Source organism: Streptomyces sulfonofaciens (assembly GCF_014656295.1).
Lineage (GTDB): Bacteria > Actinomycetota > Actinomycetes > Streptomycetales > Streptomycetaceae > Streptomyces > Streptomyces sulfonofaciens.
On sequence record NZ_BNCD01000002.1, the window covers coordinates 13,369 to 39,971 of the forward strand.

Genomic DNA, 26,603 nt, shown 5'->3' on the forward strand with positions numbered 1-26,603 from the left:
GCCTGCGCGTGGCGACGGGCGCGGGCGCTCACGGAGCCGGCGCGGAGAGACCGCCGGTGCCCGGAGCGTGCGCGCCGGGCACGGCGGGTGGGAGCAGATAGTCGCCGGGGGCCCCGTCCACCACCGTGAACGGCCGGTCGTGGCCGGGGTAGACCAGGTCGGCCCGGGTGCGCACGAGTTCCACCGACCGTGCCGCGTCCGCCTCGTCGGCCAGCACGTTGGTGCAGCGTCCCGCCCGCAGCGCGCGCGCCGACGACACGGCGTCGCCCGTCAGCAGCGCCGTGCCGCCGGCGGTGTGCACGGTCAGGCCGATCGAGCCCTTCGTGTGCCCGGGCAGACCCGTGACGGTGACGCCCGGCGCGATGCCGAGCCCGTCCGCGGCGTCGCGCACCGCGCAGGACCGCAGGATCGCCGCCGACCACGGGGGAGTGAACGGATCGTCGGTGGGCGCGGAGCCGAGGTGGTCCGCCTCCGCGGGGTGCAGCAGGACGTCGGCGCTCCGGAAGAGGTCGGCGTTCTGGATGTGGTCCCAGTGGCTGTGGGAGAGCACCAGGACGTCGATGACGCCGGGGCCGAGTCCCCGCCGGGCGAGGGCCCCGAGCAGCGCTCTTCTGCGGCCCGTGTGCCCGCAGTCGAACAGGATCCGCAGCGATCCGGCGGTGACGAGGTAGACGGCGCCGAAACCGATGCTCCCCTGGTCGGAGGAGAGCCCCTGACCGGTCAGCAGCGTGTCGATCGCGGGCGGGTCGGAGGGGAGGCGGTCGCGGGCGGCGGGCGGCTCAGTCAAGGCCGCCCCGCAGGAACTGCCGGTAGACGTACGGCAGGACGCCGCCGTGGGCGTAGTAGCGGGCCTCCTGGGGCGTGTCCAGCCGCGCCGTCACCGTGAACGAGAAGGGGGCACGGGCGCCGTCGTGCGGGGTGACCCGCACCGTCACGGGTGAGCGGGGAGCCCGCAGCGCCTCCCCGATCCCGAGGACGTCGAACCTCTCGCGCCCGTCGAGACCGAGCGACTCGGCGCTCTCACCGTCGGCGAACTGCAGCGGCAGGACGCCGAGCTGGACGAGGTTGGAGCGGTGGATCCGCTCGAAGGACCGTGCGATGACGGCCCGCACCCCGAGCAGGGCCGTCGCCTTCGCCGCCCAGTCCCGGGACGAGCCCGTGCCGTACTCCTTGCCCGCCACGACCAGCAGGGGGGTTCCGGCGGCGGCGTACGACCGGGCCGCCTCGTGGACCGGGACGAGAACGCCGTCGCGGGTGAAGTCGGGGGTCACCGCGCCGCTCGCCGGCGGCGCGAGCAGGTTGCGCAACCGGGGGTTGGCGAACCCGCCGCGCACCATGACGTCGTAGTTGCCGCGGCGCGAGGCGTAGGTGTTGAGCTCGCTCTCCCCGAGGCCCGTGAGCAGGCGCCCCGCCGGGCTCGCGGCGGGGATGCGGCCGGCCGGGCTGATGTGGTCGGTGGTCACGGAGTCGCCGAGCAGCACCAGGGTGCGGGCGCCGACGACATCCCGGGGCGGTGGCGCCTCGGCGGTGACCCCGTCCAGGAACGGGGGCCGGCGCAGGTAGGTGGAGTCCGCGGGCCAGTCGAACAGCTCCCCGGTCGCGGCGGGCACGGCGGCCCAGCGCTCGTCGCCCTCGAACACCCGCGCGTACGCCGCGCCGAACAGCTCCGGCGCCAGGTGGGCGCTCACGGCCTCCTCTATCTCCGCGTCGCTCGGCCACAGGTCGGCGAGGAAGACGGGCACCGAGTCGGCGTCCCTGCCCAGGGGCTCGCGCAGCAGGTCGTGCGTGATCGAGCCGGCCAGCGCGTAGGCGACGACCAGGGGCGGCGAGGCCAGGTAGTTCAGGGAGACGTCGTTGTTGATGCGGCCGTCGAAGTTCCGGTTGCCCGACAGCACGGAGGCGACCACCACGTCGCGTTCTGCGACGGCCCTGGCGACGTCCGGCAGGAGCGGCCCGGAGTTGCCGATGCAGGTCATGCACCCGTAGCCGGCGAGGTGGAAGCCGAGTTCGTCGAGCGGCCGGGACAGGCCCGCGCGGCCGAGGTACTCCGTGACGGTCCTGGACCCGGGCGCGAGGCTCGCCTTCACCCAGGGCTTCGCGGTGAGGCCCCGCGCGCGTGCGTTGCGGGCGAGCAGTCCCGCGGCGATCATGACGTGCGGGTTGGACGTGTTGGTGCACGAGGTGATCGCCGCGATGGCCACGGCGCCGTCGCGGACCGCGCCGGAGCCCTCGGCGCGCATGCGCTCGCCGCGGCCCTGCCCGGGGCGCGGGGCGCCGGCGGCGGCGGCGCGTCGCGACCGCGTGCCGACCAGGTTCTCGATCGCCGCGGCGGCACCGGCCGGAACCGCCGCCAGGGGCAACCGGTCCTGGGGTCTGCTCGGACCGGCCAGTGAGGCGGTCACCGCCGACAGGTCGATGCGCAGGTGCTCGTCGTAGCGCGGACGGTGGGCCGGATCGTGCCACAGGCCCTGTTCCTTCGCGTACGTCTCCACGGCCGCCAGGTGATCGGGGCGGCGGCCGGTCAGCCGCAGGTACTCCAGCGTGGTGCGGTCGATCGGGAACATGGCGGTGGTCGCGCCGTACTCCGGGCACATGTTCGAGATCGTCGCCCGGTGCGCCAGCGGGAGCCGGCTGATCGCCTCACCCGTGAACTCGACGAACTTGCCCACCACCCCGTGCCCCCGCAGCGTCTGCGTGATGGTGAGCACCAGATCGGTGGCGGTCACGCCCGGCGACGGTTCGCCCACCAGTTCGACGCCGACGACCGGTGGCACGGCGATGCTCAGCGGTTGCCCGAGCAGGGCCACCTCCGCCTCGACACCGCCGACGCCCCAGGCCAGGGTGCCGAGGGCGCTCACCATCGTGGTGTGCGAGTCCGTGCCCGCGCAGGTGTCGGGGAACGCCCATCCGTCGCGCCGCTCGACCACCCGGGCCAGGAACTCCAGGTTGATCTGGTGCATGATCCCGGCGCCCGGCGGGATGACGTGGACGCCGTCGAGCCGCTCGCCCCACTTCAGGAAGCGGTACCGCTCGGCGTTGCGCGCGTACTCCAGCTCGACGTTGACGTCGAGGGCGTCCGGGCGGCCGGAGACCTCCGTGGCGATCGAGTGGTCGACGGTCAGATGGCTCGGGATGCGCGGGCTGACGCGGCGCGGGTCACCGCCCGCCGCCGCGACCGCGTCGCGCAGCGCGGCGAGATCCGTGAGCACCGGTACGCCGTTGGTGTCGTGCAGGAGGACCCGCGACGGTGAGAACGACACGGCGTCCGCGACCCCGTCGCCACCGCCGCGCACCAGCGCCGCGATCTGATCGGCCGTCACGGAACTGCCGTCCTCGTGGCGCAGCAGGTTCTCCAGAAGGATCTTGAGGCTCATCGGCAGGCGTTCGGCGCCGGGGACGGCATCGAGCCGGTGCACTCGAAAACTCCGACCCGCAAGGTCGAGCCGCGCGAGGCTCCGATAGCTGTTCAACGGCCCTGTCTGCATCGTGCTCCTCCCTGAATAGCTTATAGGCTATAGCAGCAGTGGAGGCAAAACCAGCCGGCCCTGGACCGCAGGTGGTCCAGGGCCGGGCCGAGGGGGGCGGGGTGTGCGCTGGGGGTGCGGGGTGTGCGTGCGGGGGCGGTGGAGCCGGGGAGGTGGAGCCGGTTCGCCGGACCGCGGCCCGTCCGGCCCTGTCACCGTCCGGGCCCGTCATCGTCCGGGCCCGTCACTGTCCGGCCCGTACGGGACTCGGTGCCGGTCTAGCTGCCGGCCGGTGTGCCGGAGGCGTCCGCTCCTGCCCCCGGCAGGGCGACCACGGCCGCCGAGCCGTCGGAGCGCGGGTCGCTGCCCGCGGTCAGCGTCCCGTCCGCGTCGACGGAGACGACGTTGGTGTGCCCGAGGAACTCGGTACGGGCCGGGACCTCGCGCAGCGGGAAGTCGTCGGCGGCCAGTGCGGCGACCGTGGCGGGCGACAGGTCGGCTTCGTGGTACACGGTGTCCGCGGTGTCTCCCGGCTTCCTGGGGCCCACGACGTACCGCGGAGCGCTGACCGCCTGTGCGGGGGAGTGCCCGCCGAGCAGTTGGACGAGCACCTGGGCGTGGATCTGCGGCTGACCGTGGCCGCCCATCGTGGAGTTGACCCAGCGGACGCGGTCCTGCTCGGTCACCAGGACGGGCATCAGCGTGTGCTTGGGCCGCTTGCCGGGCCGCAGCACGTTCGGCGAGGCCGCATCGAGGGAGAAGGCGGTGCCGCGGTTCTGCATGAGGATGCCGGTCCCGGGTTCGAGCACGGCGGACCCGAAGCTGCCGTAGACGCTCTGGATGAGGGAGACGGCGTACCCGTGGGAGTCCGCGGCGGCCACACCGACGGTGTCGCCGCGCGGCACCGACACCGAGTCCGGGGGGACCGCGGCCCCGGTGCGGCGCGGTGCACGGGAGCGCAGCAGCCGGACGAGTTCGCCGAAGCCGTGGTCCAGGACGTCGGTCGGCGCGAAGTCGGGATCGGCGAGCAGGGTGTCGCGCACCTCGGTGCCGTCGAGGAACAACCGGGCGAGCACACCGGCGGGAAGCCCCGGAGAAGGGGTGTGAAGGCCCAGTTCGGTCAGCGCCCGTACCGTGCGCAGCAGTGCGAAGCCCTGGGTGTTGGGCGGGCTCGTGTGGACCCGGACGCCCGAGAAGGGCGCCGAGATCGCGGGGGTGGTGCGGACGGTGTACGCCCTGAGGTCGTCGACCGTCAGCGGACATCCCGCCGCCTGGAGTCCCGCCGCCAGCGTGGCGCCGACCCGGCCGCCGTACAGCTCGTCAGGGCCGTTCGCGGCGATCTGCCGAAGCGTTTCCGCGAGCCGTTCCTGAACCAGGGGCCGGCCCTCGCCGAGGAAGTCGCCCCCGGGCGCGAACACCTGCCGGGCGCCCGGGTCCCGGGCGAGCACCTCGCCGTCGGCGGCGAAGGCCGCGGCGAGCGAGCGGGCCACCGGAACGCCCTCGGCGGCATGGGCGACGGCCGCCCGGAACTGGTCGGCCCAGGCGAGGGCGGCACCGTGCCGCCGGATCTCCTGCCAGCCGCGCACCGCACCCGGCACCGTGATCGTGTCCGGGCCCTTGGCCGGCAGACGGCTGCCGTGTGCGGCGCGCAGTTCCGCCGGGTTCCGGGCGGCGGGGGCCGTGCCGGTCGCGTTGACGCAGACGATCGTGCCCCGCGGATCGCGTACGAGGGCCACCAGGTCACCGCCGACGGCCGTGTTGTGCGGGTACACCACGGTGAGCGTGGTGGCCGCGGCCAGTGCGGCGTCGATGGCGTTGCCCCCTGCCCGGTAGGCCCGCTCCCCGGCCTCGGTGGCCAGATGGTGGGGGGTGGCGATGGCGCCGTGTGTCCGTCTCAAGGGAACTCCTCGACCGAGTGCGTGGCGGCCGGGTGACGGAAGGTCGGCATCGCGGCCGTGGCGGGGCGGATTCGAACAGATCGGGTACCGTAGCATTCTCGACAGAAATGGCAATGCTTGATATGAATACTACGGAACCTCCGAGCGGGCACTCGCTGGCGAGCCGGGTCAACCACGAGTGGAGTCGGCTCACCAGGACCGAACGCAAGGTGGCGCGCTATCTGGTGGCCGCGGCCCCCCAGGACGTCATGCTGGCCGCCGCGGGCGACATCGCGCGCAGGACGGGCACGAGCGACGCCACCGTGGTGCGCACCGCAAGACGACTCGGCTACGCGGGCCTTCCGGACCTCAAGAACTCCCTCGGGGCACACCTCGGCGCCGGTGGGGCACCGCAGATCAGCACCCGTCTGGAGATCTCCCAGGCGTCGAAGGACCTCGCCGACGCCTCGTCGGCCGTCGTGGACGACGCGAGGGAGCGCATCAGGCGGTTCGGCGCCGGGCTCGACGTGGCCCGGCTGACCGAGGCGTTGCGGCTCATCGTCTCGGCCGGGGAGGTGTTCTGCTACGGATGGGGCTCCAACGAACTGAGCGCCCGGTACCTCGCGCTCAAGCTCAACCGTGCGGGCAAGCGGTCCCGGGCCTGCGGCACCACCGGATTCACCCTGGCCGACGAGCTGCTGACCCTGACCCCCCAGCACGCCGCCGTCGTGTTCGCCCCCGGCCGGGCCCTTCCCGACCTGCGGCTGCTGATCGCCCACGCGAAGGCGATGGGCATCGGGGTGGTCCTCGTGACGGAGCGGCTGGACCAGGAGATCGTCGACATGGTGGACGTCGTCCTCTCCGACGAGAGCTCACCGGGCGGCCTGACCGCCGAACCCCTGTGCGCCATGCTCCTGGCCGACATGCTCGTCCTCGCCGCGATGTCGGTCGGCAAGGAGCCGGCCGTCGACACCTACGCCCTGCTGACGAGGCTCAGGCAGGAGATCGTCCCGGACGCCTGAGTGCCACGCGCCCCGGACCGGGCCCGACCGGGCCCGGTCGGGCCGAAGGCCCCCATCGAGGAGTGAGATGAAGTCATCCGGCATGCCCCCGCGCTCCGCGGGCATCGACGAGCACGTCCTGGACCATGCCCGGCGGGCGGTGGCACGGCACCTCGCGCCCACCCCCCTCATCCCGTTCCACGCGGCCGGCCTGTCCGTGCCCGTCCACCTCAAGTACGAAGGGGCCCAGCCCACCGGCTCGTTCAAGGTCCGCGGAGCCGTCAGCGCGCTGAGCGCCTACGCCGCCCAGGGCGTCCGGGTCGTGACGGCGTCCGCCGGCAACCACGCCCTCGGGATCGCCCACGCCTCCCGCCTCCTCGGTGTCGACGCCACGGTGGTGGTGCCGAAGAACGCGTCGCGGGCCAAGCTCCGCGCCCTGGGCGGATACCCGGTCGACCTCGTGCGGGAGGGCGACGACTACGACGGCGCCGAGCGGCATGCGCTCGCCCTGGCCGCGCAGGGCATGACCTACGTGTCCGCGTACAACAACCCGTACGTCATCGCCGGGCAGAGCACCCTGGTCGGGGAGGTGGCGCGGGAACTCGCCGGGGACTTCACCATCGTCGTCCCGACCGGAGCGGGCGGGCTGGTGGCGGGCGTCGCGCTCGGCGCCCGGCGGGAGCCGCGCGACATCCGGGTGGTGGGGGTGGAGTCCGACGCCTGCCACGCGCTCTCCGCGGCGGTGGCGGCCGGGCACGTGGTACCGGTGCCGATCGGCGACACCATCGCCGACGGCCTGGTGGGCAACATCGAGCCCGACTCGCTCACGCCCCTCGTCATCAGGGAGTGCGGCACCCCGCTCGTCTACGTCGACGAGGCGGCCATCCGGCGCTCGGTGAGGGAGTTCGCGGTGAGCGCGGGCCTGGTGGCGGAGGGGTCGTCCGCCGCCGCGCTGGCCGCCCTGCGGGCGGGACTCGTCCCCACCGACCGCCCGGTCGTCCTCGTCGTCTCCGGACGCAACATAGCCCCCGACCTGCTGGCCGACCTGCTGGCCCGGCAGGACCGCCACGGCGGATGACCCAGGGCCGGTGCTTCTGCCGGGGCGCCCGGCGCGGCCGCCGCGTCCGCTCGGACCCTCCACCGTGCGACCAAATTTGTTGATGTAGCAATTACTTCATATTTCGCGGAATCGTTGTATCCGCTACTGTTCAGGGCCTGCCCCCCACCCCACTCCGTCGTTGTCCCACCGGAGGTACGGCTTTGACGTCCCCATTGCTCACCCATGTCGTGCTCGCCAACGTCTACAACCCCACCCCGGCTCCCTGGCGGATCATCACGAAGATGGCCTACTTCGCCGGTCTGATCGGGGTGATCGGCGGCTGCATGCTCCACTTGATCGTGCTCAGGCCCGTCCTGCGCAGGGCTTCGGTCGACCCCCGGGACCGGGCCGTGCTGCACCGGCGGACCGGTCTCCACCTGGCCGTGGTCGGCACCTGGTTCCTGGTGTCGCTCTACTTCCAGCTCGCGGGCAAGGCGGCCCGGGTCAAGGGAAAGGAGATACCGTACGGCCGGGCGTTGGAGCCGAGCAGCATCTGGAACTTCGTGCAGGTGCCCGCGGGCCCCGGCGAATGGGTCTCCAGCGGCACCCTGGCGTTGGTCCAGTACGTCCTGTGGGGTGTGTCGGCCGTACTGCTGATGCTGCTGTGGATACCGAGAGTGCGGGCCCGGCTGACGGCGGTGGTCTGGGCCGGCCTGGTCACGGTGTTCCTCGCCTACCAGGTCACCCTGCTGCCCACCGCTCCTGCCGAGGAGACGGCCTACGACGTCGTGGACTCCCTCCTCGACCATCTGCACGTCTTCGCCATCTCCACCTGGGTGGGCGGCATCGCCGCGCTGGTGGCCCTGGCCGCGGGCCGGCGCCGGCTCACCCCGGCCGCGGGCGGTACGTGGGCGCAACTATGGACCAGGTTCAGCACGCTGGCGCTCACCGCCGTGGGCTGCGTGCTGATCAGCGGCCTCTTCCTCGCCTGGACATACGTCGGCAGCCCCGGCGAGTTGTTCACCACCAGCTTCGGCCGCTTCCTGCTGGTCAAGGTGTCCCTGGTGGCCGCGATGATCCTGGTGGGCGCGGTGAACGAGTTCGTGCTGATGCCCCGGATCGCCCGGGCGCGGAACGCCGGGGAGGAGGGGTCGGTGTTCCGGCTGGCCCTGAGGGCCTTCCCGTCACTGGCCGCGGTGGAGGTGGCGCTCGCGGTGGGCGTCCTGTTCGTGCTCGCCTTCCTCTCCGGCTCGGCCCGCGACGAGGCACACGACGCGGCTCCGGCCCTCAGCGGCACGATCTTCGCCGTCGGCGCCGTGCTGGTGGTCCTGCTCGCGGTCTCCTTCGTGGCCACCGCGAAGGTGTCCGACCGGCTCTCCCGGCACGTGCACGCCCCGACCGACGAGACGGCCGGCAGCAGGCAGGACCTGGAACGGGCCTGATGGCTCGTCACCGATGCGGGGCGGCAGGCTCCGGCGGCCCGGGCGGCACGGTCGCCGTGCCGACGGGGCGATCGGCGCCCTGAAGGGGAAGGGCCGGCCGGACGGCGCCCCGCCCCGGCTGATCGGCGCATCCACCGGTTCTGTGTCACCGGGGCCGGGCGGGCGTGCCCGGGCGGAGGCGCGCATCGCCGTCGCCTGCCGGGCGGCCGGGCCGGCAGCGGCGTTCACACCGGAGCAGCGGATCATGGTCCGTGACCGGCTCGAAGGTGTCTCCAGGGCCTGCCGCTGAGCCGCTGAGCCCCTGGCGCATCCATGTGGCGCGAGCCGCCCGCGGGCGGCGGCCATCGCGGACGTCCGGTGGGCGGCGGGCCGGTCTCCCGGGCCGGGAAGGGCGCCCGGTCGCCCTGCGCGGTGCGGGCCCCGGGCGCCGGCTGCGCCCCACCGCCCGGGCCCGCGGCGAGGAGGGCGACCGCCGGGGAGGGCGGCCCCTTACCGCGGCGGCACGATCCGTCCGCCGCCTCCACTGCGACCGTGCGGCCGCCGATCACCCGACATGCGCGGCGATGGTCCGTGCGCAGTCGATCGACTCGGCACGGGCGGTGTCCACCTCCACGTCGTAGACCACGCCCCGGTGGACCAGATCCGCCTGGGCCGCGGCCATCCCGATGACCCGGTCGCCCCGTGCGAGTTCGCGGCCCGCGGCGACCGCAGCGTCGCAGCGGACGCCGACCCACAGCACCCCCAGGTCGCCCAGGGCCCTCCGCCACCGCTGCTGGGAGTCCGCTCCGCCGAGGAAGACCTCGTCGAGGATGATCCGGGCGCCCGCACGGGCCATCGCGGCGATCCCCTCGGTCCACGCCGCTTCCAGGGTCCGGAACTGCGGCCCGACGCTCACCCCTCCGTCCGCGGCGAACGCGATCCCCGCATCCGACGCCCGCATGGACGCGGGTGCGGCCTCGACCAGCGTGTCGATCCCGAAGGCCGGCCACGGGTCGGGCAGGACCGCCTGCAGACACCGGGCTATCCCGGACTTGCCCGCGCTGGAACCACCGTTGAGAACGATCACCTGAGTCTTCACCGCGCCACAGTAGGGGCAGTGCGGCGACCTCCGGCAACGGATTTCCGCACCGGCCGCCCGCACCTGCACGAGGTGGTGATGCACTCCGCTGTCGTCCGTGCCGTCAGGCCCGCGACGGCCGCGGCCCGCGCCCCGGCAGTACCCCCGGGCGTCGCCGCCTGCTGCGGCTGACCGGCGGGCAGCCGCGTGGGCGGTCGGGGAGTACGCGGCGCGGGTTTCTGTATGTGCTGAGGGTATTCAGTCAGGCGGGTCGAGGGGCGCGTCACGTGCGGGCGGCGGCCCGTCCGGCGTCCGGCGTCCTGGCTTTCGGTGTCCTGGCGTCCGGCGTCCCGCTGCAGAACCCGTACGATGTGCGCCGTGACCGGTATCCACCACCCCCTGCGGCCCGTTGCGGGTGTGCGCTGGATGCTGGTCGTCCTCGCCGTCCTGGCCGGAGTCATCGCCATGCACGGGCTGTCGCCGTCAGGTGCGCCCGCATCCGGACGGCACACGATGATGACGGTGCCGGTCGGGCCGGACTCCGCCGTCCACCGCGGCGGCGCCCAGCAGGTCGGCGAGAGGTGTACTCGCCGGCATGCGGAGGCCATGGACGCCGGCGGTACGGCGATGGTTCACGCCGGGGATACGGCGATGGTTCACGCCGGCGGCACTTGCGCGGCAGGGGGGACCTCCGCCGCGTACACCCCGCCCGCGCCGCTGTCCGCCTCCGCCGTGCCCACCGGTCCCGACCCGGCCGAGCGGGGTGCCACCGGCCCCGCGGACGTGGCGGGCCGCGCGCCACCCGATCTCTCCGAACTGCAGCTCCTGCGGATCTAGAGGCACCCGCACGGCACCGGACAGGTGTCGTGCTCCGGGCTGTCCCTTCATCCACTCATCCACTCATTCACGTCCCGCGGCCGAGCCGCGGGGCGCTTCAAGGAGCTGTGTTCCCATGACACATCGTCGTTCGCCGGTCCGCCGGACGACCGCGCTTATCGCGGCGGCAACCGCCGCGCTCGTACTGGCCGCGTGCGGCAGCGAAGGGGGGTCCTCGCCCTCCGGTCACTCCGGTCACTCAGGCCGCGCCGACCACTCCGGGCACGGCATGGGCTCGATGTCCGACGCCCCTTCGGCCGCCGCGTCCCAGGACGGGCACAACGCCCAGGACCTCTCGTTCGCCCGGGGGATGCTCCCGCATCACCGCCAGGCCGTGGCCATGGCCCAACTCGCCCCGTCCCGGGCCGGGTCCGACGGTGTGAAGGACCTCGCGGAGAAGATCAGGAAGGCGCAGGACCCGGAGATCAGGACCATGTCCGGCTGGTTGAGGGCCTGGGGCGAGAAGGTTCCTGACGGAGCCTCCGACACCGGTGCGTCCGGTACGCCGAGCATGCCCGGCATGGACCACTCCGGCCCGTCGGCACCCGGTATGAGGACGGGCGACGACATGGCCGAGCTGAAGGAGTTGTCCGGAACCGCCTTCGACACCGCGTTCCTGAGGATGATGATCGGTCACCACCGGGGCGCGGTCGAGATGGCCAGGACCGAGCAGACCAAGGGCGCCTACGGTCCCGCCATGACGATGGCGCAGTCCATCGTCGACTCGCAGTCGGCGGAGATCGAGGAGATGAAGCGGATGCTCGGCACCGAGTAGCCGCGCCCGCGCCGCCGGTCCCCCGCGGGGGACCGGCCCCCTCGTCGCTCCTTCGCGCCGGACGGGCGGTGTCCCGCCTCCGCCCGCGCGGAGCCGGGAGACCGCCCGTCCCCCCGCGCTCGGCCCAGTGGGCGCCTGCTCGGCTCGCGCCCCGAGGAACCCGGGGGGAGCTGACGCGCCGCACGGCTCGCTGTAAGCTGCGAATGAGCACCTGACCTGCAAAAACGCAGGCAGGGAGCCTAATTTACGGGAGTACCTCGATGCTGCGCACCATGTTCAAGTCCAAGATCCACCGTGCCACCGTGACCCAGGCGGATCTCCACTATGTGGGTTCCGTGACCATCGACGCCGACCTGATGGACGCCGCCGACCTGCTCCCCGGCGAGCTGGTGCACATCGTCGACATCACCAACGGCGCACGCCTGGAGACCTACGTCATCGAGGGCGAGCGGGGCTCGGGCGTGCTCGGCATCAACGGCGCCGCAGCGCATCTGGTGCACCCCGGCGACCTGGTGATCGTGATCAGCTACGCCCAGGTGGACGACGCGGAGGCCCGCACCCTGCGTCCGCGGGTCGTGCACGTGGACCGCGGCAACGGCATCGTCGCGCTGGGCACCGATCCCTCGGAGCCGGTCCCGGGCGGAGGGGCGGTACGCGGCCCCGGGGCCGTGGCGCGGGCGTGAGGCCCGGCCCGCGGGGCCCGCGGGCGTGAGGCCCGGCCCGGGCGCGCAGTATGCACCCTTGCGCGCCCGGGCGCACTCCGGGGACCTCCGAACATGCGTGGGTGCAGACCCGTCGGGTACGCGTGGGTCGAGTCCAGAAGCATTCACATCCGGACGACCGGTCTGGAGGCCGACCATGACCCATCCGTTCCCCGACCCCGTTCCACCGCGCCCGACCCCCGGTCCCGATCGGCCCGAGCCGCCCGCGCCCCGTCCCGAGCCGATGCCCCCGGATCCGCTGCCGGGCCCCGGCCCCGAGCCACGACCCTCCCCGGAGCCCTCGCCGGTCCCGAAGCCGCCAGGACCGGACCCCGTGCCCGAACCGGAGCCGGGGCCCCTGTCCTGACCCGGGACCGCGCCCCCGCCCGACCGCGCCTGGGGGCGCGCTCGGCAGGGAAGTCGGCACCGCGCTCGGCAGGAGCGGCGGCACCGCACTCCGGGGGAGCGCCGGGAGCTACGCCTCGACCTCCGAGCGGTCGCCGCCCCAGAGCGTGTGGAAGGTGCCCTCGGTGTCGGTCCGCTTGTAGGTGTGCGCGCCGAAGTAGTCACGCTGGCCCTGGGTGAGCGCGGCCGGCAGGCGGTCGGCGCGCAGCGCGTCGTAGTACGCGAGCGCCGCCGAGAAGCCGGGCGTCGGCACGCCCTGCTGCACCGCCGCCACCAGTACCGCCCGCCAGTCGTCCTGGGCCGCGGCGATCTCGTCCGCGAAGCCCTTGTCGGCCAGCAGGCTGGGCAGGTCGGGACGGGCGTCGTAGGCGCTGCGGATCCGGTCGAGGAACACCGCGCGGATGATGCAGCCGCCGCGCCAGATCGCGGCCACGGCCCCCTCGTCGATGTCCCAGCCGTACTCCTCGCCGCCCGCGGCGATCTCATGGAAGCCCTGCGTGTACGACACGATCTTCGACGCGTACAGCGCCTGCTCCACCCGGTCGGCGAAGGCCGCCGCCTCCTTCTCGCCCAGCGGCCGCGCCGACGGGCCCGCCAGCCCGCGGGACGCCTCGCGCAGTCCGGCGTGGCCCGACAGCGAGCGTGCGAAGACGGCCTCGGCGATGCCGGACACCGGCACGCCCAGGTCCAGTGCGATCTGCACCGTCCACCGGCCGGTGCCCTTCTGCTCCGCCTGGTCGAGCACCACGTCGACGAACGGCCGGCCGGTGCGGGCGTCGACGTGCGACAGCACCTCGGCGGTGATCTCGATCAGATAGGAGTCGAGGCGGCCGGTGTTCCAGGTGCGGAAGATGTCGGCGATCTGCGCGGGGGTGTATCCGGCCACGTCGCGCAGCAACTGGTAGGCCTCGCCGATGAGCTGCATGTCCGCGTACTCGATGCCGTTGTGGACCATCTTGACGAAGTGTCCCGCGCCGTCCGCGCCCACGTGGGTCACGCAGGGCGCACCGTCCGCGGCCTTCGCCGAGATCTTCTCCAGCATCGGGCCGAGGGAGGCGTACGCCTCCGCGGAGCCGCCGGGCATGATGCTCGGCCCGTGCAGCGCGCCCTCCTCACCGCCGGAGACACCGGTGCCCACGAAGTGGATTCCCCGCTCACGCAGTTCACGCTCCCGGCGCCGGGTGTCCGCGAAGTGCGCGTTCCCGCCGTCGATGATCATGTCACCGGGTTCGAGGAGCGGGGCGAACTCCTGGATCACCGCGTCGGTGGGGTCACCGGCCTTCACCATGATCATCACTCGGCGCGGACGCTCCAGTGCGGCCACGAGCTCTTCAGGCGTCTCGGCCGGCACGAATTCGCCCTCGCCGCCGAACTCCTCCACCAGCGCACGCATCTTCGACGGGGTGCGGTTGTGGACGGCGACCGTGTAGCCGTTGCGTGCGAAGTTGCGGGCGAGATTGCGCCCCATCACCGCAAGCCCCGTGACGCCGATCTGGGCCGAACTGCTCATTGCCATAACTCCTGTATCAGGAAGGAACTCGTGATGGCCAGTATTACTCGTGGGCCGCCGTTCCTCTCGACGAGGCGACGCCCGGCACAACGTGCCGAGCAAGGTGCCGCTTTCGGCCGTGGCACCCAGTGCCGCCCGTGTCCGGCCCCCACCCGGTGACGGTCGGGAACCCGCAGGACAGGCGTCCTCGCTGAGGTGTCTGGTGTGCGGTGGTTGCGGGCCCGGAGCCCCGATATGAACGACTGATTGCCCTCTTGTCCTGCCTGTGTGCAGCACGTAGCTTTGCCGCGCCCGATGCTGTGGGATCCGGGGGCTCGCCCCTGGCCATTCGACGGGGGGACCCCCATGGCCGTACGCGGTCGTCACCGCAGGTACCAGCCGAACCGGCTCAACCGCGCCTCGCTGACCGTCACCGCGGGCGGCGCCGGCCTCGCGATACCGCTCATCGGCGCCTCCGCCGCGCACGCGGCCGACGTGGACACCTGGAACAAGGTCGCCGCCTGCGAGTCCAGCGGCCACTGGGACGTCAACACCGGCAACGGCTACTTCGGCGGCCTGCAGTTCACCCAGTCCACCTGGGAGGCCTACGGCGGCAGGGCCTACGCCCCGCGCGCCGACCAGGCAGGCAAGGACCAGCAGATCGCGGTCGCCGAGCGGGTGCTGGGAAGCCAGGGCCCCGGTGCCTGGCCCACCTGCTCGGAGCGCGCGGGCCTGGCAGGCGGCGTGCCCGCGCAAAACGCCGCCCCGGCGAGCGCGGCCGGCGAGCGGCAGGCCACCGCGGCCACCGAGCGCCGTAGCGCCGCGGTCACCGGGCAGCAGGCGAGCGCGCGCACCGGCCGGGGGGCCGCCGAGCACCCACGCGAGGGCGGGCGCAGGGCCCCGGACGTCAAGCCGGAGACCACTCCGCAGTCCCGGGCGGGCACCGTCGAGATGTACACGGTGGTCCAGGGCGACACCCTCTCGGACATCGCCGACGACCACCGCGTCGACGGCGGCTGGCAGCGGCTCTATTCGGCCAACCGCGGCACGGTGGGCTCCGACCCCGATCTGATCATCCCGGGGCAACGGCTCACCCTCGGCGGTCCGAACGCCGCCGCACCCCATCGTGACGGGACGCGGAAGCCCCTACCGGCGCGCCCGGCCGGCACCGAGCGCCCCGACCGGCACACCCCGCCCGCCCAGCAGCCGAAGCCGGAGCACACGCGGGAGCACAAGCCGGAGCACAAGCAGGACGCCCACAAGCAGGACGCCCACGAGCAGGGCAAGGCACCGTCCAGGGCCGCTGGATCCGACGCGAGGGCGGCAGAGCCCGCCAAGCCCGCCGCGAGACCGTCCAAGCCCGCCAAGCCCGCCGCGAAACCCGCGAAACCCGCGAAGCCGGCCGCCAGGGCACATCCCCCCGCGCACTCCGCGCACCACGGCCTGACCGCGCCGGTCGCCGCCTCCATCGGCACGCCCTACCACCAGCACGGCAGCTCCTGGTCGAAGGGCTACCACACGGGCGTCGACTTCCTCGTCCCCACCGGCACCTCCGTCAGGACCATCGCGGCCGGCCAGGTGGTCGCCGCCGGCTGGGGCGGCTCGTACGGGTACCAGGTGGTGGTCCGGCACGCCGACGGCAGGTACAGCCAGTACGCCCACCTGTCGGCCATCTCCGTGAAGACCGGGCAGAAGGTGGTGGGCGGCCAGCGGCTCGGCCGCTCGGGCGCCACCGGCAACGTCACGGGCCCGCATCTGCACTTCGAGGTGCGGACCGGGCCCGAGTTCGGCTCCGACATCGACCCGCTGGCGTATCTGCGGGCCGGGGGCGTCAAGGTCTGAGGCGGCCGCGGCCGCAGGGAGCGAGCCGCCCCCCGGCGCCGCGCTCGGCGGCGCCGGCCTGGTGCGGCAGGTGGGGCACACCGCCCCGCTGCGGGACGTCCCTCAGCTCGGAGAGGTCCTTCAGCTCGCGCACCTGTGGCAGTCGCCTCAGCGCCGGCAGCCTCTCCTCGCGCTGCATCCGCTCCAGGTCCCGGAGCACCTGCGACGGATCCGCGGGCACGGTCAGCGCCACCGCCTCCAGCGCCGGCTGCTGCCCGCCCGCGGCCGCGCCCGCCGGGACGGTACGCGCGGCGGCCGGTGCGTCGCTGGCGCGGATGCGCTCCGTGGTCAGCAGGATCAGGCCGCCCGCCGCGACGATCCCGCAGCACAGGGCGAGCGCGGTGCCGGTGGTGCCGTGGCGGAAGCTCTCGCCGAACATGGTCAGGCCGACCGCGGCGGCCACCACGGGATTGGCGACCGTCAGGGTGGCCAGCGGCGCCGCCAGACCCGCGCCGCGGTAGGAGGCCTGGGACAGCAGCACACCGGCCACCGCCATGACGGCGGTCACGGCCAGGCTGGGCAGCAGCAGCGCCGGCGTGGTGCCGGCCGACCAGTCCAGCGCGACGGTCTTCGTGAACACCGACGCGATACCGAAAGCGGCACCCGATGCCGTGGCCAGCAGTACGCTGCGCACCGCGGGATGGCGGTGCACCGCGTGCGCCGCCACCGTCAGGGCCGCGATCGAGCCCGCACTGGCCAGGGCCACGACCAGGCGCTGCGACCCACTGAGCGACTGGGTGTCCGCGGCGCTGGTCAGGGCCAGCAGGCCGGCCAGGCCGACGGTGGCCATCATCGCGCCGCGCCAGGCCGTCGCGCCCGCCCGGCGCCCCACGAAGAGGGCCGCCATCGGCAGGGCGAACACGATGGTCAGGGCGCCGAGCGGCTGGACCAGGCTGAGCGGGCCGAAAGCCAGCGCGGCGACGTGCAGTACGGCGCCCAGGCCGTTGAGACCGACCGCGGCCCACCAGACCGGCCGGTGCAGCGGGGCGTACTGGGGACCCGCCCCGGCGGCGGCGACCCGCTCCTGGACGATGGCACCGCCCGCGTACGCCACGGCCGAGACCAGGGAGAGCAGCACGGACAGGGCGAGGGCACTCATGACGGGCTCCCCATCAGGCCCGGTGTGCGGTGGGCAGAGCGCGCTCGGCGGTCTGACCGGTGGTGCGTACGGTCGGCGTCCATGTACTCCACGATGCCTCGCATTATGTTTCGCGTCGTCGTCCCTGAGCACGCATTGGGTCCTACTGCCAATGGAGTACGCCGGGGCCGGTGTCATCCCCCGGGCTTCCGACCGTGGGTGGACACGGAATAAAGGCTTCCGGTCCCGGGCGGTATTCCCGTCGGGACGATTTGGCATGGCACGCCGTGCCTGACGTAAAGTTCCGGTTTTGGAACGCCCGTGCGCGGCCGTTTCCGAGGGCCCCCGGCCGACCGGTCATGCGGACCGCGTCCGCCGCCTGCGGGGCCCGGCGACCAGGCAGTTCGAGCGGACAAGGGGCACGCGGCGGTTATGACGGCGACAGACGACGGTCCGCAGCACCGTCCAGACGGCGCTGCCCGAGGCACCGCGCCCGCACCCGTGCCTGCGCCCGGGGTCCCGGGGGAGTACGGCCCGGGGATCGACCCCGAGCGGCTCGCCATCTGCCTGAGCGTGCTCGAAGAGCTCGACGATCTGGCGGTCGACCACCCCGACGCGATCACCGTGCGCCGCGCCACCTCCGGGATCTACCGCACGGTCAAGCAGCGCCGCCGCCAGGAGCGCCGGGCGGCCAAGACCGCGCACGACAAGGCCGTCACCGAGGCCACCGCCACCGGTTCTGCCGACCGGATCGACGACGAGACGCAGGGCATCCTGCCGTCGTCGACCGTGCAGGGCGAGATAGCGGGCGTCCTGCGGCGGCCCCGGTCCTGCTACACCTGCAAGGTCCGCTACGTCGAGGTGGACGCCTTCTACCACCAGCTCTGCCAGAAGTGCGCCGCCGAGAACCGCGCCCGCCGCGACGCCCGCACCGACCTCACCGGCAGGCGCGCGCTGCTCACCGGCGGACGGGCCAAGATCGGCATGTACATCGCGCTGCGGCTGCTGCGCGACGGTGCCCACACCACGATCACCACCCGCTTCCCGGGCGATGCGATACGGCGCTTCACGGCGATGCCCGACAGCGCCGAGTGGATCCACCGGCTGAAGGTCGTCGGCATCGACCTGCGCGACCCCGCCCAGGTGGTCGCGCTCGCCGACTCCGTCACCGCCGCGGGTCCGCTGGACATCCTGATCAACAACGCCGCCCAGACCGTGCGCCGCTCGCCGGCCGCGTACCGCGAGCTGGTGGCCGCCGAGTCGGCCCCGCTGCCCGCCGGGGAGCTGCCCGCGGCCGAGGTGATCGGGTCCTTCGGCTCCGGTGCCGTGCCGGCGCTGCCCGAGGCCCGGCCCGGTGGTCTGAGCGCCCGGGAGATCACGGAACTGGCCCTGGTCTCCGGCTCGGCGACGCCCGCCAGGATCGCGGCCGGCACGGCGGTCGACGCCGGTGGCCTCGTCCCGGACCTGCACGAGAGCAACAGTTGGGTGCAGGCCGTCCAGGACGTCGATCCGGTCGAACTGCTGGAGGTGCAGCTCTGCAACTCCACCGCGCCCTTCATCCTCATCAGCAGGCTGCGGGCGGCCATGACGGCGGCCGTCGCGGCCGGCGCCCGGCGCGCCTACATCGTGAACGTCTCGGCGATGGAGGGCGTCTTCGGGCGCGGCTACAAGGGCGCGGGCCATCCGCACACCAACATGGCCAAGGCCGCGCTGAACATGCTGACCAGGACCAGTGCCCAGGAGATGTTCGAGGCCGACCGCATCCTGATGACGGCGGTGGACACCGGCTGGATCACCGACGAGCGGCCGCACCCGGACAAGATGCGCCTCGCCGAGGCCGGCTTCCACGCCCCGCTCGACCTCGTCGACGGCGCGGCCCGGGTCTACGACCCCATCGTGCGGGGCGAGGCGGGCGAGGACCTCTACGGGGTCTTCCTCAAGGACTACGCACCGGGCGCCTGGTAGGAAGCGGGCGCCCGGCAGGAGCGTCACCCCAACGGAGCAGCCCCCCGGGCCCCGCGCGGGCCCGACTCCCGCTGGTCGTAGGGGACTCGGCGGCCACATGCCCTCCGGGGCGGCCTGCGGGGCCGCACCGGTCGGAGGATCATGGCCGAATGGAAGCGGATGGTCCGGGACGAATAACCTGATTATTCTTCGCTATCGAGCGGACGTACGCTCACATGGTTAATCTAGAGCGGACGGACGGTTCTCGGGGCCACATCCATTTCCATGGTCCGTCCAGGGGACAGGCCGGTCACCACGGCCCGCCCCACAGCGAACTGCCGGCGCCACCGCGTCCTAGCTGCCCTCGTCCCAAGCCCCACCGGGCGTCAGGCGCCCGGTCGGAGACTGGGCGGACCTGCCCCGAGGGTTACCCGACACAGAAGGAGTGCGCGGTGACACCAGACAAGACCACGATCGAACAGCCCCCGAAGGAACGCACGGAGCACCTCGTCACAGGCCCCGAGAAGCTCGGCAGCCTGGACGTCTGGGCCAGGTCGGCCCCGATCCGCCTCGCGGGCTACGAGGACGACCTCGCCGAGCCGCACATCCTGCCGAGCGTCGACTGACGTACCGCAGCGGCGCCGGCCGGCGCAGGCGCCCTCACCGGCGCCGCGAGCCGGCGCCGGGTGTTCGGCCGTCGGGGTGGTCGTTCGGGCCCTGGCGCGCCCGCCGCCGCGGCACCGATCGCCGGGCCAGCACCATGGTCAGCGTTGCGCCGCGGTGAACGGCACGGCGGCCAGATGCCCGGAGGACGCTGCATGACCACTCCGTCGCCGGCCGCCGCCGATGCGCCGCCCGCCCGCTACGACGACCTGCGGGCGCTCTACATCAACTGCACCCTCAAACGCTCCCCGGAGCGCAGCAACACCCAGGGCCTCGTGGACCGCAGCATGCGGATCATGTCGGCACAGGGCGTGCGGACGGAGCTCGTACGGGCCGTCGACGAGGACATCGCCCCCGGCGTCTGGCCGGACATGACCGAGCACGGCTGGCGGAGCGACGCCTGGCCCCCGCTCTACCAACGGGTGATGGCGGCGGACATCCTGGTGCTTGCCGGGCCGATCTGGCTCGGCGACAACAGCTCGGTGGCAAGGAAGGTCATCGAGCGGCTGTACTCGTGCTCCAGCATGTTCAACGAGGCCGGCCAGTACGCCTACTACGGACGTGTCGGCGGCTGCCTGATCACCGGCAACGAGGACGGTGCCAAGCACTGCGCGGCGGGCGTCCTCTACAGCCTCCAGCACCTGGGCTACACCATCCCGCCGCAGGCGGACGCCGCCTGGGTCGGCGAGGCCGGCCCGGGCCCGTCCTACCTCGACCCCGGCTCCGGCGGCCCGGAGAACGACTTCACCAACCGCAACACCGCCTTCATGACCTGGAACCTGCTCCACCTGGCCCGCCTGCTCAAGGACGCGGGCGGCGTACCGGCCTACGGCAACCAGCGCACGGCCTGGGACGCCGGCTGCCGGTACGACCAGGAGAACCCCGAGCACCGGTAGGCGCGCCGGTCAGGCACCCGGTGCCGGGCCGGTGCTCTCGCGCTCGATCAGGTGCGGCACCGGTACCGGAACCCTGCGCGCGGGGCCGCCGTCGAGCAGGGCGAGCAGCTCGCGGGCCGCGGTGCGGCCGAAGGACACCGAGTCGCGGGACAGCGCCGAGAGCAAGGGGTGCACCATGCGGCACAGGGCCGAGTCCTCCCAGGCCACCACCGAGAGGTCGGCGGGCACCGAGAAGCCGAGCGCGGCCGCGGCGGCGACCCCGGCGACGGCCATCACGTCGTTGTCGTACACCAGCGCAGTCGGCGGGGCGGGCGAGGCGAGCACGCGGCGGGTGGCGGCCGCGCTCTGCGCCTCCGAGTAGTCCGTGGTCACCGAGCGGACGCCGGTGAGCCCGCGCCGTTCGGCCTCGGCGCGCAGGGTGCGGATCCTGCGGTCGGTGTGGGCGAGGCCCGCCAGGCCCGCGATGTGCACGATGGCGCGGTGCCCCCAGGTGTGCAGCCGCTCCACCACCGACGCCATGGCACGGGAGTCGTCAGCCCAGACCGTGGACAGTCCCGGACGGCCGCCGTCCGGCCCGCCGCCGATGACGACGACGGGCAGGTCCAGCTCGTCCAGCAGCACGGGGCGCGGGTCGTCGAGGCGAGGGTCGACGACCATCACACCGTCCACCCGGTGCTCCGCCCACCAGTCGCGGTACACCTCGCACTCCGCCTCGACGTCCTCCACCACCTGGAAGAGCAGGCCGAGGTGACGCTCCGCCAGCACCTCCTGGATACCGGAGACGAGTTGCAGGAAGAACGAGTCCACACCGAGCGTGGCCGCCGGCCTCGCCAGCACCAGGCCCACCGTCGCCGCTCCCTCGCCGGACAGGGCGCGCGCCGCGGTGCTCGGCCGCCAGCCCAACTGCTCGGCGACCCGGCGTACCCGGTCGCGGGTCACCTCGGAGACCCCCGGCCGGTCGTTGAGGGCGAAGGAGACGGCGCTCTCGGAGACGCCGGCGCGCAGTGCGATGTCCTTCATCGTCGGGCGGCGCGCGGGTGACCGCTTGGCTACCACTCGTGTCCCTTCCACCGGATTCCCGCGACCGCCAAGCCTAGCGCAACCGCTACGGGTAAAGCGCTTGTGCAGAAGCCCCCTAAAGCGCATTAGCAGCAGGCGGGAAATTACCAGTGGTGCGGTCACCACCTGCAAATACGCTTCCGGTGCAGCTTTTCTTCTGCGGAATCCATTCATGGACGGGGCGACCACCTGGCAGCGGTTCTGCCGGATCGCGCTGCCGTCCGTGAAGGGCACCCTCGCGGTCGTGGCGATCTTCGCGTTCATGGGGGCCTGGGACGACTTCCTGTGGCCGCTGATCGTGCTCAGCGACCCGAGCCGCTTCACGCTCACCATCGGGCTCGACCACCTGCACGGCACCTTCGCGGGCGACGAGCGCCTGGTCGCCGCGGGCACCGTCACCGCCGTGGCACCGCTGATCGTCCTCCTCGCCTGCCTCCAGCGGTACTTCTTCCGCGGTGTGGACGAGGGCGCCGTCAAGGGATGACGCCCGCTCACCCGGCCCCCGGGCACCCCCTGGCGCGCCCTGCGGCACCGTCCGCCACGCCTCCGCCCGGCTCGCCGCGGACGGCGCCCGGCCCACCGCCGTACCCGCCCGGCACGCGCACGGCAGCGCGTTTGAAACAACCCGCGCCGGCACCGAGCCGGTCGCCCACGGGTGGCTCCTGCGGCCCTCGCGACCAGGCAATCCGTCCGAAGCCGGATGATCGGGCCGCGCCGCGGGCAGTACGGTCCCTGGCAGAGCTGTATCCGTCCGGCCGCCGTGTCCGGTCAAGACCGACCGCCACGCGGCCCCCGCAGGGCACATCCCGCGGTGCCACCCGGCCCGCACCCGATCCGGCAACACACCACCGAAACACTACGGAGCACCCGTCATGCATGACGACCGCACCCTGGTCGAGTCCCGGCTCAAGCGTGTCCTCGACGAACGCATCAGGCCCGCCGTGTACCCGGAGTCCGTGCCCCTGGAGGTGGCGGTGTGGCACGCACCCGGCGAGCCGGTGCCCGTCGAGGAGGGCCTCGCGGCCCGGCCGCAGCCGATCGCGGTGGGCGACCGCTGGGGCGCCCCGTGGGGGACCAGTTGGTTCCGGGTCACCGGAACCGTGCCCGAGGCATGGGCGGGCCGCACCGTCGAGGCCCTGCTCGACCTCGGGTTCGACGAGAACATGCCGGGCTTCCAGTGCGAGGGCCTGGTCTACCGCCCCGACGGGACCCCGGTGAAGGGCCTCAACCCGCGCAACAACTGGGTGCGCATCGGCGCTCCGGTGGCGGGCGGCGAGGAGGTGCGCCTGCACGTGGAGGCCGCCTCCAACCCGGTCATCATGGGCTACCGCCCGTTCGCGCCCACCCCGCTCGGCGAGAAGGACACCGCAGGCAGCGCGCCCCAGTACACCCTGACGAGGATGGATCTCGCGGTCTTCGACGAGACGGTGTGGGAGCTGGTCACCGACCTTGACGTGCTCGGCGAGCTGATGCTCGAACTGCCCGTCGACTCGCCCCGCCGCTGGGAGCTGCTGCGCGCCCTGGAGCACGCGCTGGACGCGGTGGACCTGCAGGACGTGAACTCCACCGCGGCCGAGGCCCGCGCCCGCCTCCAAGGGGTGCTCGCCAAGCCCGCCGCGCCGTCGGCGCACCGCATCAGCGCGGTGGGCCACGCGCACATCGACTCCGCCTGGCTGTGGCCGCTGCGCGAGACGGTGCGCAAGGTGGCGCGCACCACCGCCAACATGACGGCGCTGCTGGAGGACGAGCCGGACTTCGTGTTCGCCATGTCGCAGGCGCAGCAGTGGGCCTGGGTCAAGGAGCACCGGCCCGAGGTGTGGGCCAAGGTGAAGAAGGCCGTGGCCGACGGCAGGTTCGTGCCGGCCGGCGGGATGTGGGTGGAGTCCGACACCAACATGCCGGGCTCGGAGGCGATGGCACGGCAGTTCGTGCACGGCAAGCGGTTCTTCATCGACGAGTTCGGCGTCGACAACGAGGAGGCGTGGCTGCCCGACACCTTCGGCTTCGCCGCCGGTCTGCCGCAGATCATCAAGGCGGCGGGCGCCAAGTGGCTGCTCACCCAGAAGATCTCCTGGTCGCAGACCAACAAGTTCCCGCACCACACCTTCCGCTGGGAGGGCATCGACGGCACCCGCATCTTCACCCACTTCCCGCCGGTGGACACCTACAACTGCTCGATGCAGGGCAGCGAGATCGCCCACGCGGTGCGCAACTTCAAGGACAAGGGCCGCGCCGGCCACTCGCTGGCGCCCACCGGCTGGGGCGACGGGGGCGGCGGCACCACCCGCGAGATGATCGCCAAGGCGGCCCGGATGCGGGACCTGGAGGGCGCGGCCCGGGTCGTCTGGGAAACCCCCAGGGAGTTCTTCGAGAAGGCGCAGGCCGAGTACCCCGAGCCGCCGGTGTGGGTCGGCGAACTCTACCTGGAGCTGCACCGCGCCACCCTCACCAGCCAGGCGAAGACCAAGCAGGGCAACCGCCGCAGCGAGCACCTGCTGCGCGAGGCCGAACTGTGGGCCGCGACCGCCGCCGTGCGCACCGGCTTCGCCTACCCCTACGAGCAGCTCGACCGGATCTGGAAGACGGTCCTGCTGCACCAGTTCCACGACATCCTGCCCGGCTCCTCCATCGCCTGGGTGCACCGCGAGGCCCGCAGGACCTACGAGAGCCTGGCCAAGGAGCTGACCGGCATCATCACCGACGCCCAGCGCGCCCTGGCGGGTGAGGGCGGCACAGCGCTGGTCTTCAACGCCGCCCCGCACACCCGCGGCGGCGTACCGGCCGGTGGCGCGGCCGCGCCGGACGCCGGGCCGGCCGTGACGCTCACCGCGCGCGAGGGCGGCGGCCACGTCCTGGACAACGGCCTGCTGCGGGTCGAGGTCGACGCACGGGGCCTGGTGGTCTCCGCCTACGACCTGGTGGCAGATCGGGAGGCCGTCGCCCCAGGGCGCAGCGCCAACCTGCTCCAGCTCCACCCGGACCTCCCCAACAAGTGGGACGCCTGGGACGTCGACGCGTTCTACCGCAACTCCGTCACGGACCTCGTCGACGCGGACGAGGTGGCGGCGGACACGGACGGGGGCGGGGCCTCGGTGCGGGTGGTGCGCAGCTTCGGCGACTCCCGCGTCACCCAGGTGCTCTCGCTCGCGCCCGGTGAGCAGCGGCTCGACATCGCCACCGAGGTCGACTGGCACGAGACGGAGAAGTTCCTCAAGCTCGCCTTCCCGTTCGACATCCACGCCGAGCGGTACGCGTCCGAGACGCAGTTCGGGCACTTCTACCGTGCCACCCACACCAACACCAGTTGGGAGGCCGCCAAGTTCGAGGCGTGCAACCACCGCTTCGTGCACCTCGCCGAACCCGGCTGGGGCGTGGCACTGGTCAACGACTCGACCTACGGCCACGACGTGACGCGCACCGTAAGGACCGAGGACGGCGGTACGACCACCACGCTGCGGGCCTCGCTGCTGCGCGCCCCGCGCTTCCCCGACCCGGAGACGGACCAGGGCGTGCACCGCTTCCGGCATGCGCTGGTGCCGGGTGCGGAGATCGGCGACGCGGTGCGGGAGGGCTACCGCATCAACCTCCCCGAGCGCCCGGTCACCGGCGCGGGCGAGGTGGCTCCGCTGGTCTCCGTCGACAACGACGCGGTGGTGGTCACCGCGGTCAAGCTCGCCGACGACGGCAGCGGCGACGTGGTGGTGCGCTTCCACGAGGCGCACGGGGGCCGTGCGAGGGCCGTCCTCACGGCCGGCTTCCCCGTCGCCTCGGTGACCGTCACGGACCTGCTGGAGCGTGAGCTGACCGACGCGGCCCGGCCGGAGCGCGCCGGGGACGCGGTGACGGTGTCGCTGCGGCCCTTCCAGCTCATGACCCTGCGTCTGCGGCGCGGCTGATCCCCGCGCCGCGGGTGGCCGCGTCCCGGGCCCCGGTGGCCCGGGACGCGGCCACCGGCCGGCGGACCGCAGTGTGCGGTCCCCCGCGCCCCGCCCGGCGGGCCCGCGCAGGCCGGTGGTCACGACGGGGGGCGAACGGTGCCTTGCCCGGTGCGTCCAGGGAAGACGCCAGAAAGGCGGAAGGGGCGGAGCGTGAGCCGGGCGAAGGGACGTGGCGTACGAGGGGAGGGCGCCCGAAGCGGCGCGGGGTGGGTCGGGCGCCGCCGTTCACCGGGGCAGGCGGGTCGGGCGCCGTCCGGTCACCCGGGCAGCCGGCTCCGCAGCCACTCCTCCACGCCGGCGACGTGCGCCGCCGCGGCGGCGCGTGCGGCCTCCGGGTCGCGGGCGGCGAGCGCCGCATGGATCCGCTCGTGCTCGCGCCTGGTCCGCTCGAAGGCGCCTTCCTGCTGGTAGCCGCGCCAGACCCGGGCGCGGAAGGTGCGCGAGGACAGGCCCTCCAGGATCGCCGCCATGGTGGGGTTGCCCGCGGCCATGGCGATGGAGCGGTGGAAGGCCAGGTCGTGGGCGACGATGTCCTCCCACTCGTCGGTGGCCGTCATCGCGGCGAGGTGCCCCTCCACCTCGGCAAGCTGCTCCTTGCTGATCCGCGCCGCGGCCAGTGAGGTGGCCGTGGACTCCAGGATCCGCCGCACCTCCATCAGCTCCACCAGACCCGCGCCGCGGGACAGGTCCGCCACCACGCCGAAGGTCTCCAGCAGGTCGCCGGCCTCCAGTCGGGTGACGTAGATCCCCGAACCGTGCCGGGCCTCCAGGACGCCCATCACCGTCAGGGCGCGGATGGCCTCGCGCATGGAACTGCGCGAGATGCCGAGCTGCACCGCCAGGTCGCGCTCCGTCGGCAGCCGCTCGCCGGGCTCCAGACGGCCCTCCCCGATCAGCGCCTTGATCTGCTCGATGGCGCGCTGCGTCACCGTGCCCTTCTGCGGGGCGCCCTCGGCGCTGTCGTTCACTCCACGTCCTTCCGTTGTCCGGGATCGCCGCAGTGTAACCACCCAGGTGG

The 26,603-nt window shown here is 73.3% G+C and carries 19 protein-coding genes and 1 pseudogene; 12 read left to right on the forward strand and 8 right to left on the reverse strand.

The annotated features are described in order from the left end of the window. Nucleotides 1-28: 28 nt before the first annotated feature. From IE313_RS03080 to IE313_RS03090, 3 genes are all read right to left on the reverse strand, one after another. Nucleotides 29-787 (reverse strand): MBL fold metallo-hydrolase, encoded by a 759-nt coding sequence (locus IE313_RS03080; RefSeq protein ID WP_189929327.1) that lies wholly within the window; start codon nt 785-787, stop codon nt 29-31. Next, a complete protein-coding gene (acnA, locus tag IE313_RS03085; protein WP_189929328.1) occupies nt 780-3,485 on the reverse strand; it encodes an aconitate hydratase AcnA in 2,706 nt (901 codons plus the stop codon). Before acnA ends, IE313_RS03080 begins: the two co-directional genes overlap by 8 nt. Nucleotides 3,486-3,742: 257 nt before the next feature. Beyond that, nucleotides 3,743-5,362: a gamma-glutamyltransferase family protein gene (locus IE313_RS03090; protein ID WP_229924341.1), complete on the reverse strand. Its 1,620-nt coding sequence runs from the start codon at nt 5,360-5,362 to the stop codon at nt 3,743-3,745. Nucleotides 5,363-5,484: 122 nt separating this feature from the next. On the opposite strand from IE313_RS03090, the gene IE313_RS03095 reads away from it, so the two are divergent. From IE313_RS03095 to IE313_RS03105, 3 genes are all read left to right on the forward strand, one after another. Beyond that, nucleotides 5,485-6,363 carry a MurR/RpiR family transcriptional regulator gene (locus IE313_RS03095; RefSeq protein ID WP_189929330.1) on the forward strand — a complete coding sequence of 293 codons (879 nt, stop codon included), beginning with the start codon at nt 5,485-5,487 and terminating at the stop codon, nt 6,361-6,363. 67 nt (nt 6,364-6,430) lie between these two features. Next, nucleotides 6,431-7,420, forward strand: a complete 990-nt coding sequence (locus IE313_RS03100; RefSeq protein WP_189929331.1) for a threonine ammonia-lyase — start codon at nt 6,431-6,433, stop codon at nt 7,418-7,420. Between the two features lie 182 nt (nt 7,421-7,602). Next, a complete protein-coding gene (locus tag IE313_RS03105; protein WP_189929332.1) occupies nt 7,603-8,823 on the forward strand; it encodes a CopD family protein in 1,221 nt (406 codons plus the stop codon). A 544-nt stretch (nt 8,824-9,367) separates the two neighbouring features. Here IE313_RS03105 and cpt read toward each other — a convergent pair. Next, on the reverse strand, nt 9,368-9,901 hold the full coding sequence (gene cpt, locus IE313_RS03110; RefSeq protein ID WP_189929333.1) for a chloramphenicol phosphotransferase CPT: 534 nt from the start codon (nt 9,899-9,901) through the stop codon (nt 9,368-9,370). 357 nt (nt 9,902-10,258) lie between these two features. On the opposite strand from cpt, the gene IE313_RS03115 reads away from it, so the two are divergent. The 3 genes from IE313_RS03115 (at nt 10,259) to panD (ending at nt 12,214) form a co-directional block, all read left to right on the forward strand. Further along, the gene (locus tag IE313_RS03115) at nt 10,259-10,717 is read left to right on the forward strand and encodes a DUF6153 family protein (RefSeq protein ID WP_229924342.1); all 459 of its coding nucleotides are present in this window, start codon (nt 10,259-10,261) and stop codon (nt 10,715-10,717) included. Between the two features lie 115 nt (nt 10,718-10,832). After that, nucleotides 10,833-11,531, forward strand: a complete 699-nt coding sequence (locus IE313_RS03120) for a DUF305 domain-containing protein (RefSeq protein WP_189929335.1) — start codon at nt 10,833-10,835, stop codon at nt 11,529-11,531. A gap of 260 nt (nt 11,532-11,791) precedes the next feature. After that, complete coding sequence (panD, locus tag IE313_RS03125) at nt 11,792-12,214, forward strand: aspartate 1-decarboxylase (RefSeq protein WP_189929336.1); 423 nt, start codon at nt 11,792-11,794, stop codon at nt 12,212-12,214. A gap of 493 nt (nt 12,215-12,707) precedes the next feature. Here panD and gnd read toward each other — a convergent pair whose 3' ends face one another. Then, nucleotides 12,708-14,147 carry an NADP-dependent phosphogluconate dehydrogenase gene (gene gnd / locus IE313_RS03130; RefSeq protein ID WP_189929337.1) on the reverse strand — a complete coding sequence of 480 codons (1,440 nt, stop codon included), beginning with the start codon at nt 14,145-14,147 and terminating at the stop codon, nt 12,708-12,710. A gap of 345 nt (nt 14,148-14,492) precedes the next feature. Between gnd and IE313_RS03135 the strand changes: the two genes are divergently transcribed. Then, entirely contained in the window at nt 14,493-15,968 is a 1,476-nt protein-coding gene (locus IE313_RS03135) for a transglycosylase family protein (RefSeq protein WP_189929338.1), read from the forward strand. Here the strand turns inward: IE313_RS03135 and IE313_RS03140 are convergent. Then, nucleotides 15,958-17,106: a DMT family transporter gene (locus IE313_RS03140; RefSeq protein ID WP_189929339.1), complete on the reverse strand. Its 1,149-nt coding sequence runs from the start codon at nt 17,104-17,106 to the stop codon at nt 15,958-15,960. The genes IE313_RS03135 and IE313_RS03140 overlap by 11 nt on opposite strands. Before the next feature lie 411 nt (nt 17,107-17,517). Between IE313_RS03140 and IE313_RS03145 the strand changes: the two genes are divergently transcribed. From IE313_RS03145 to IE313_RS03155, 3 genes are all read left to right on the forward strand, one after another. Then, on the forward strand, nt 17,518-19,050 hold the full coding sequence (locus IE313_RS03145; protein ID WP_189929340.1) for an SDR family NAD(P)-dependent oxidoreductase: 1,533 nt from the start codon (nt 17,518-17,520) through the stop codon (nt 19,048-19,050). Nucleotides 19,051-19,481: 431 nt separating this feature from the next. Continuing rightward, complete coding sequence (locus IE313_RS03150) at nt 19,482-19,655, forward strand: hypothetical protein (protein ID WP_189929341.1); 174 nt, start codon at nt 19,482-19,484, stop codon at nt 19,653-19,655. Nucleotides 19,656-19,847: 192 nt separating this feature from the next. After that, on the forward strand, nt 19,848-20,588 hold the full coding sequence (locus IE313_RS03155) for a flavodoxin family protein (protein WP_189929342.1): 741 nt from the start codon (nt 19,848-19,850) through the stop codon (nt 20,586-20,588). A gap of 9 nt (nt 20,589-20,597) precedes the next feature. On the opposite strand, the gene IE313_RS03160 is transcribed toward IE313_RS03155, so the two are convergent. Continuing rightward, on the reverse strand, nt 20,598-21,644 hold the full coding sequence (locus tag IE313_RS03160; protein WP_189929343.1) for a LacI family DNA-binding transcriptional regulator: 1,047 nt from the start codon (nt 21,642-21,644) through the stop codon (nt 20,598-20,600). Between the two features lie 172 nt (nt 21,645-21,816). Here IE313_RS03160 and IE313_RS03165 point away from each other — a divergent pair. Beyond that, a pseudogene (locus IE313_RS03165) lies at nt 21,817-22,131 on the forward strand (ABC transporter permease subunit); the annotation flags it as partial. Between the two features lie 388 nt (nt 22,132-22,519). Continuing rightward, on the forward strand, nt 22,520-25,543 hold the full coding sequence (locus IE313_RS03170; protein ID WP_189929344.1) for an alpha-mannosidase: 3,024 nt from the start codon (nt 22,520-22,522) through the stop codon (nt 25,541-25,543). Nucleotides 25,544-25,842: 299 nt separating this feature from the next. Here the strand turns inward: IE313_RS03170 and IE313_RS03175 are convergent, their stop codons facing one another. Beyond that, nucleotides 25,843-26,553 carry a FadR/GntR family transcriptional regulator gene (locus IE313_RS03175; RefSeq protein WP_189929345.1) on the reverse strand — a complete coding sequence of 237 codons (711 nt, stop codon included), beginning with the start codon at nt 26,551-26,553 and terminating at the stop codon, nt 25,843-25,845. Between the last annotated feature and the right edge of the window lie 50 nt (nt 26,554-26,603).

Excerpts from the sequence above, each read along its gene's own strand:
- acnA (WP_189929328.1), bottom strand. The coding sequence starts at position 3,485 with ATGCAGACAGGGCCGTTGAACAGCTATCGGAGCCTCGCGCGGCTCGAC.
- IE313_RS03095 (WP_189929330.1), top strand. The coding sequence starts at position 5,485 with ATGAATACTACGGAACCTCCGAGCGGGCACTCGCTGGCGAGCCGGGTC.
- IE313_RS03100 (WP_189929331.1), top strand. The coding sequence starts at position 6,431 with ATGAAGTCATCCGGCATGCCCCCGCGCTCCGCGGGCATCGACGAGCAC.
- IE313_RS03120 (WP_189929335.1), top strand. The coding sequence starts at position 10,833 with ATGACACATCGTCGTTCGCCGGTCCGCCGGACGACCGCGCTTATCGCG.
- panD (WP_189929336.1), top strand. The coding sequence starts at position 11,792 with ATGCTGCGCACCATGTTCAAGTCCAAGATCCACCGTGCCACCGTGACC.
- gnd (WP_189929337.1), bottom strand. The coding sequence starts at position 14,147 with ATGAGCAGTTCGGCCCAGATCGGCGTCACGGGGCTTGCGGTGATGGGG.
- IE313_RS03135 (WP_189929338.1), top strand. The coding sequence starts at position 14,493 with ATGGCCGTACGCGGTCGTCACCGCAGGTACCAGCCGAACCGGCTCAAC.
- IE313_RS03140 (WP_189929339.1), bottom strand. The coding sequence starts at position 17,106 with ATGAGTGCCCTCGCCCTGTCCGTGCTGCTCTCCCTGGTCTCGGCCGTG.
- IE313_RS03145 (WP_189929340.1), top strand. The coding sequence starts at position 17,518 with ATGACGGCGACAGACGACGGTCCGCAGCACCGTCCAGACGGCGCTGCC.
- IE313_RS03155 (WP_189929342.1), top strand. The coding sequence starts at position 19,848 with ATGACCACTCCGTCGCCGGCCGCCGCCGATGCGCCGCCCGCCCGCTAC.
- IE313_RS03170 (WP_189929344.1), top strand. The coding sequence starts at position 22,520 with ATGCATGACGACCGCACCCTGGTCGAGTCCCGGCTCAAGCGTGTCCTC.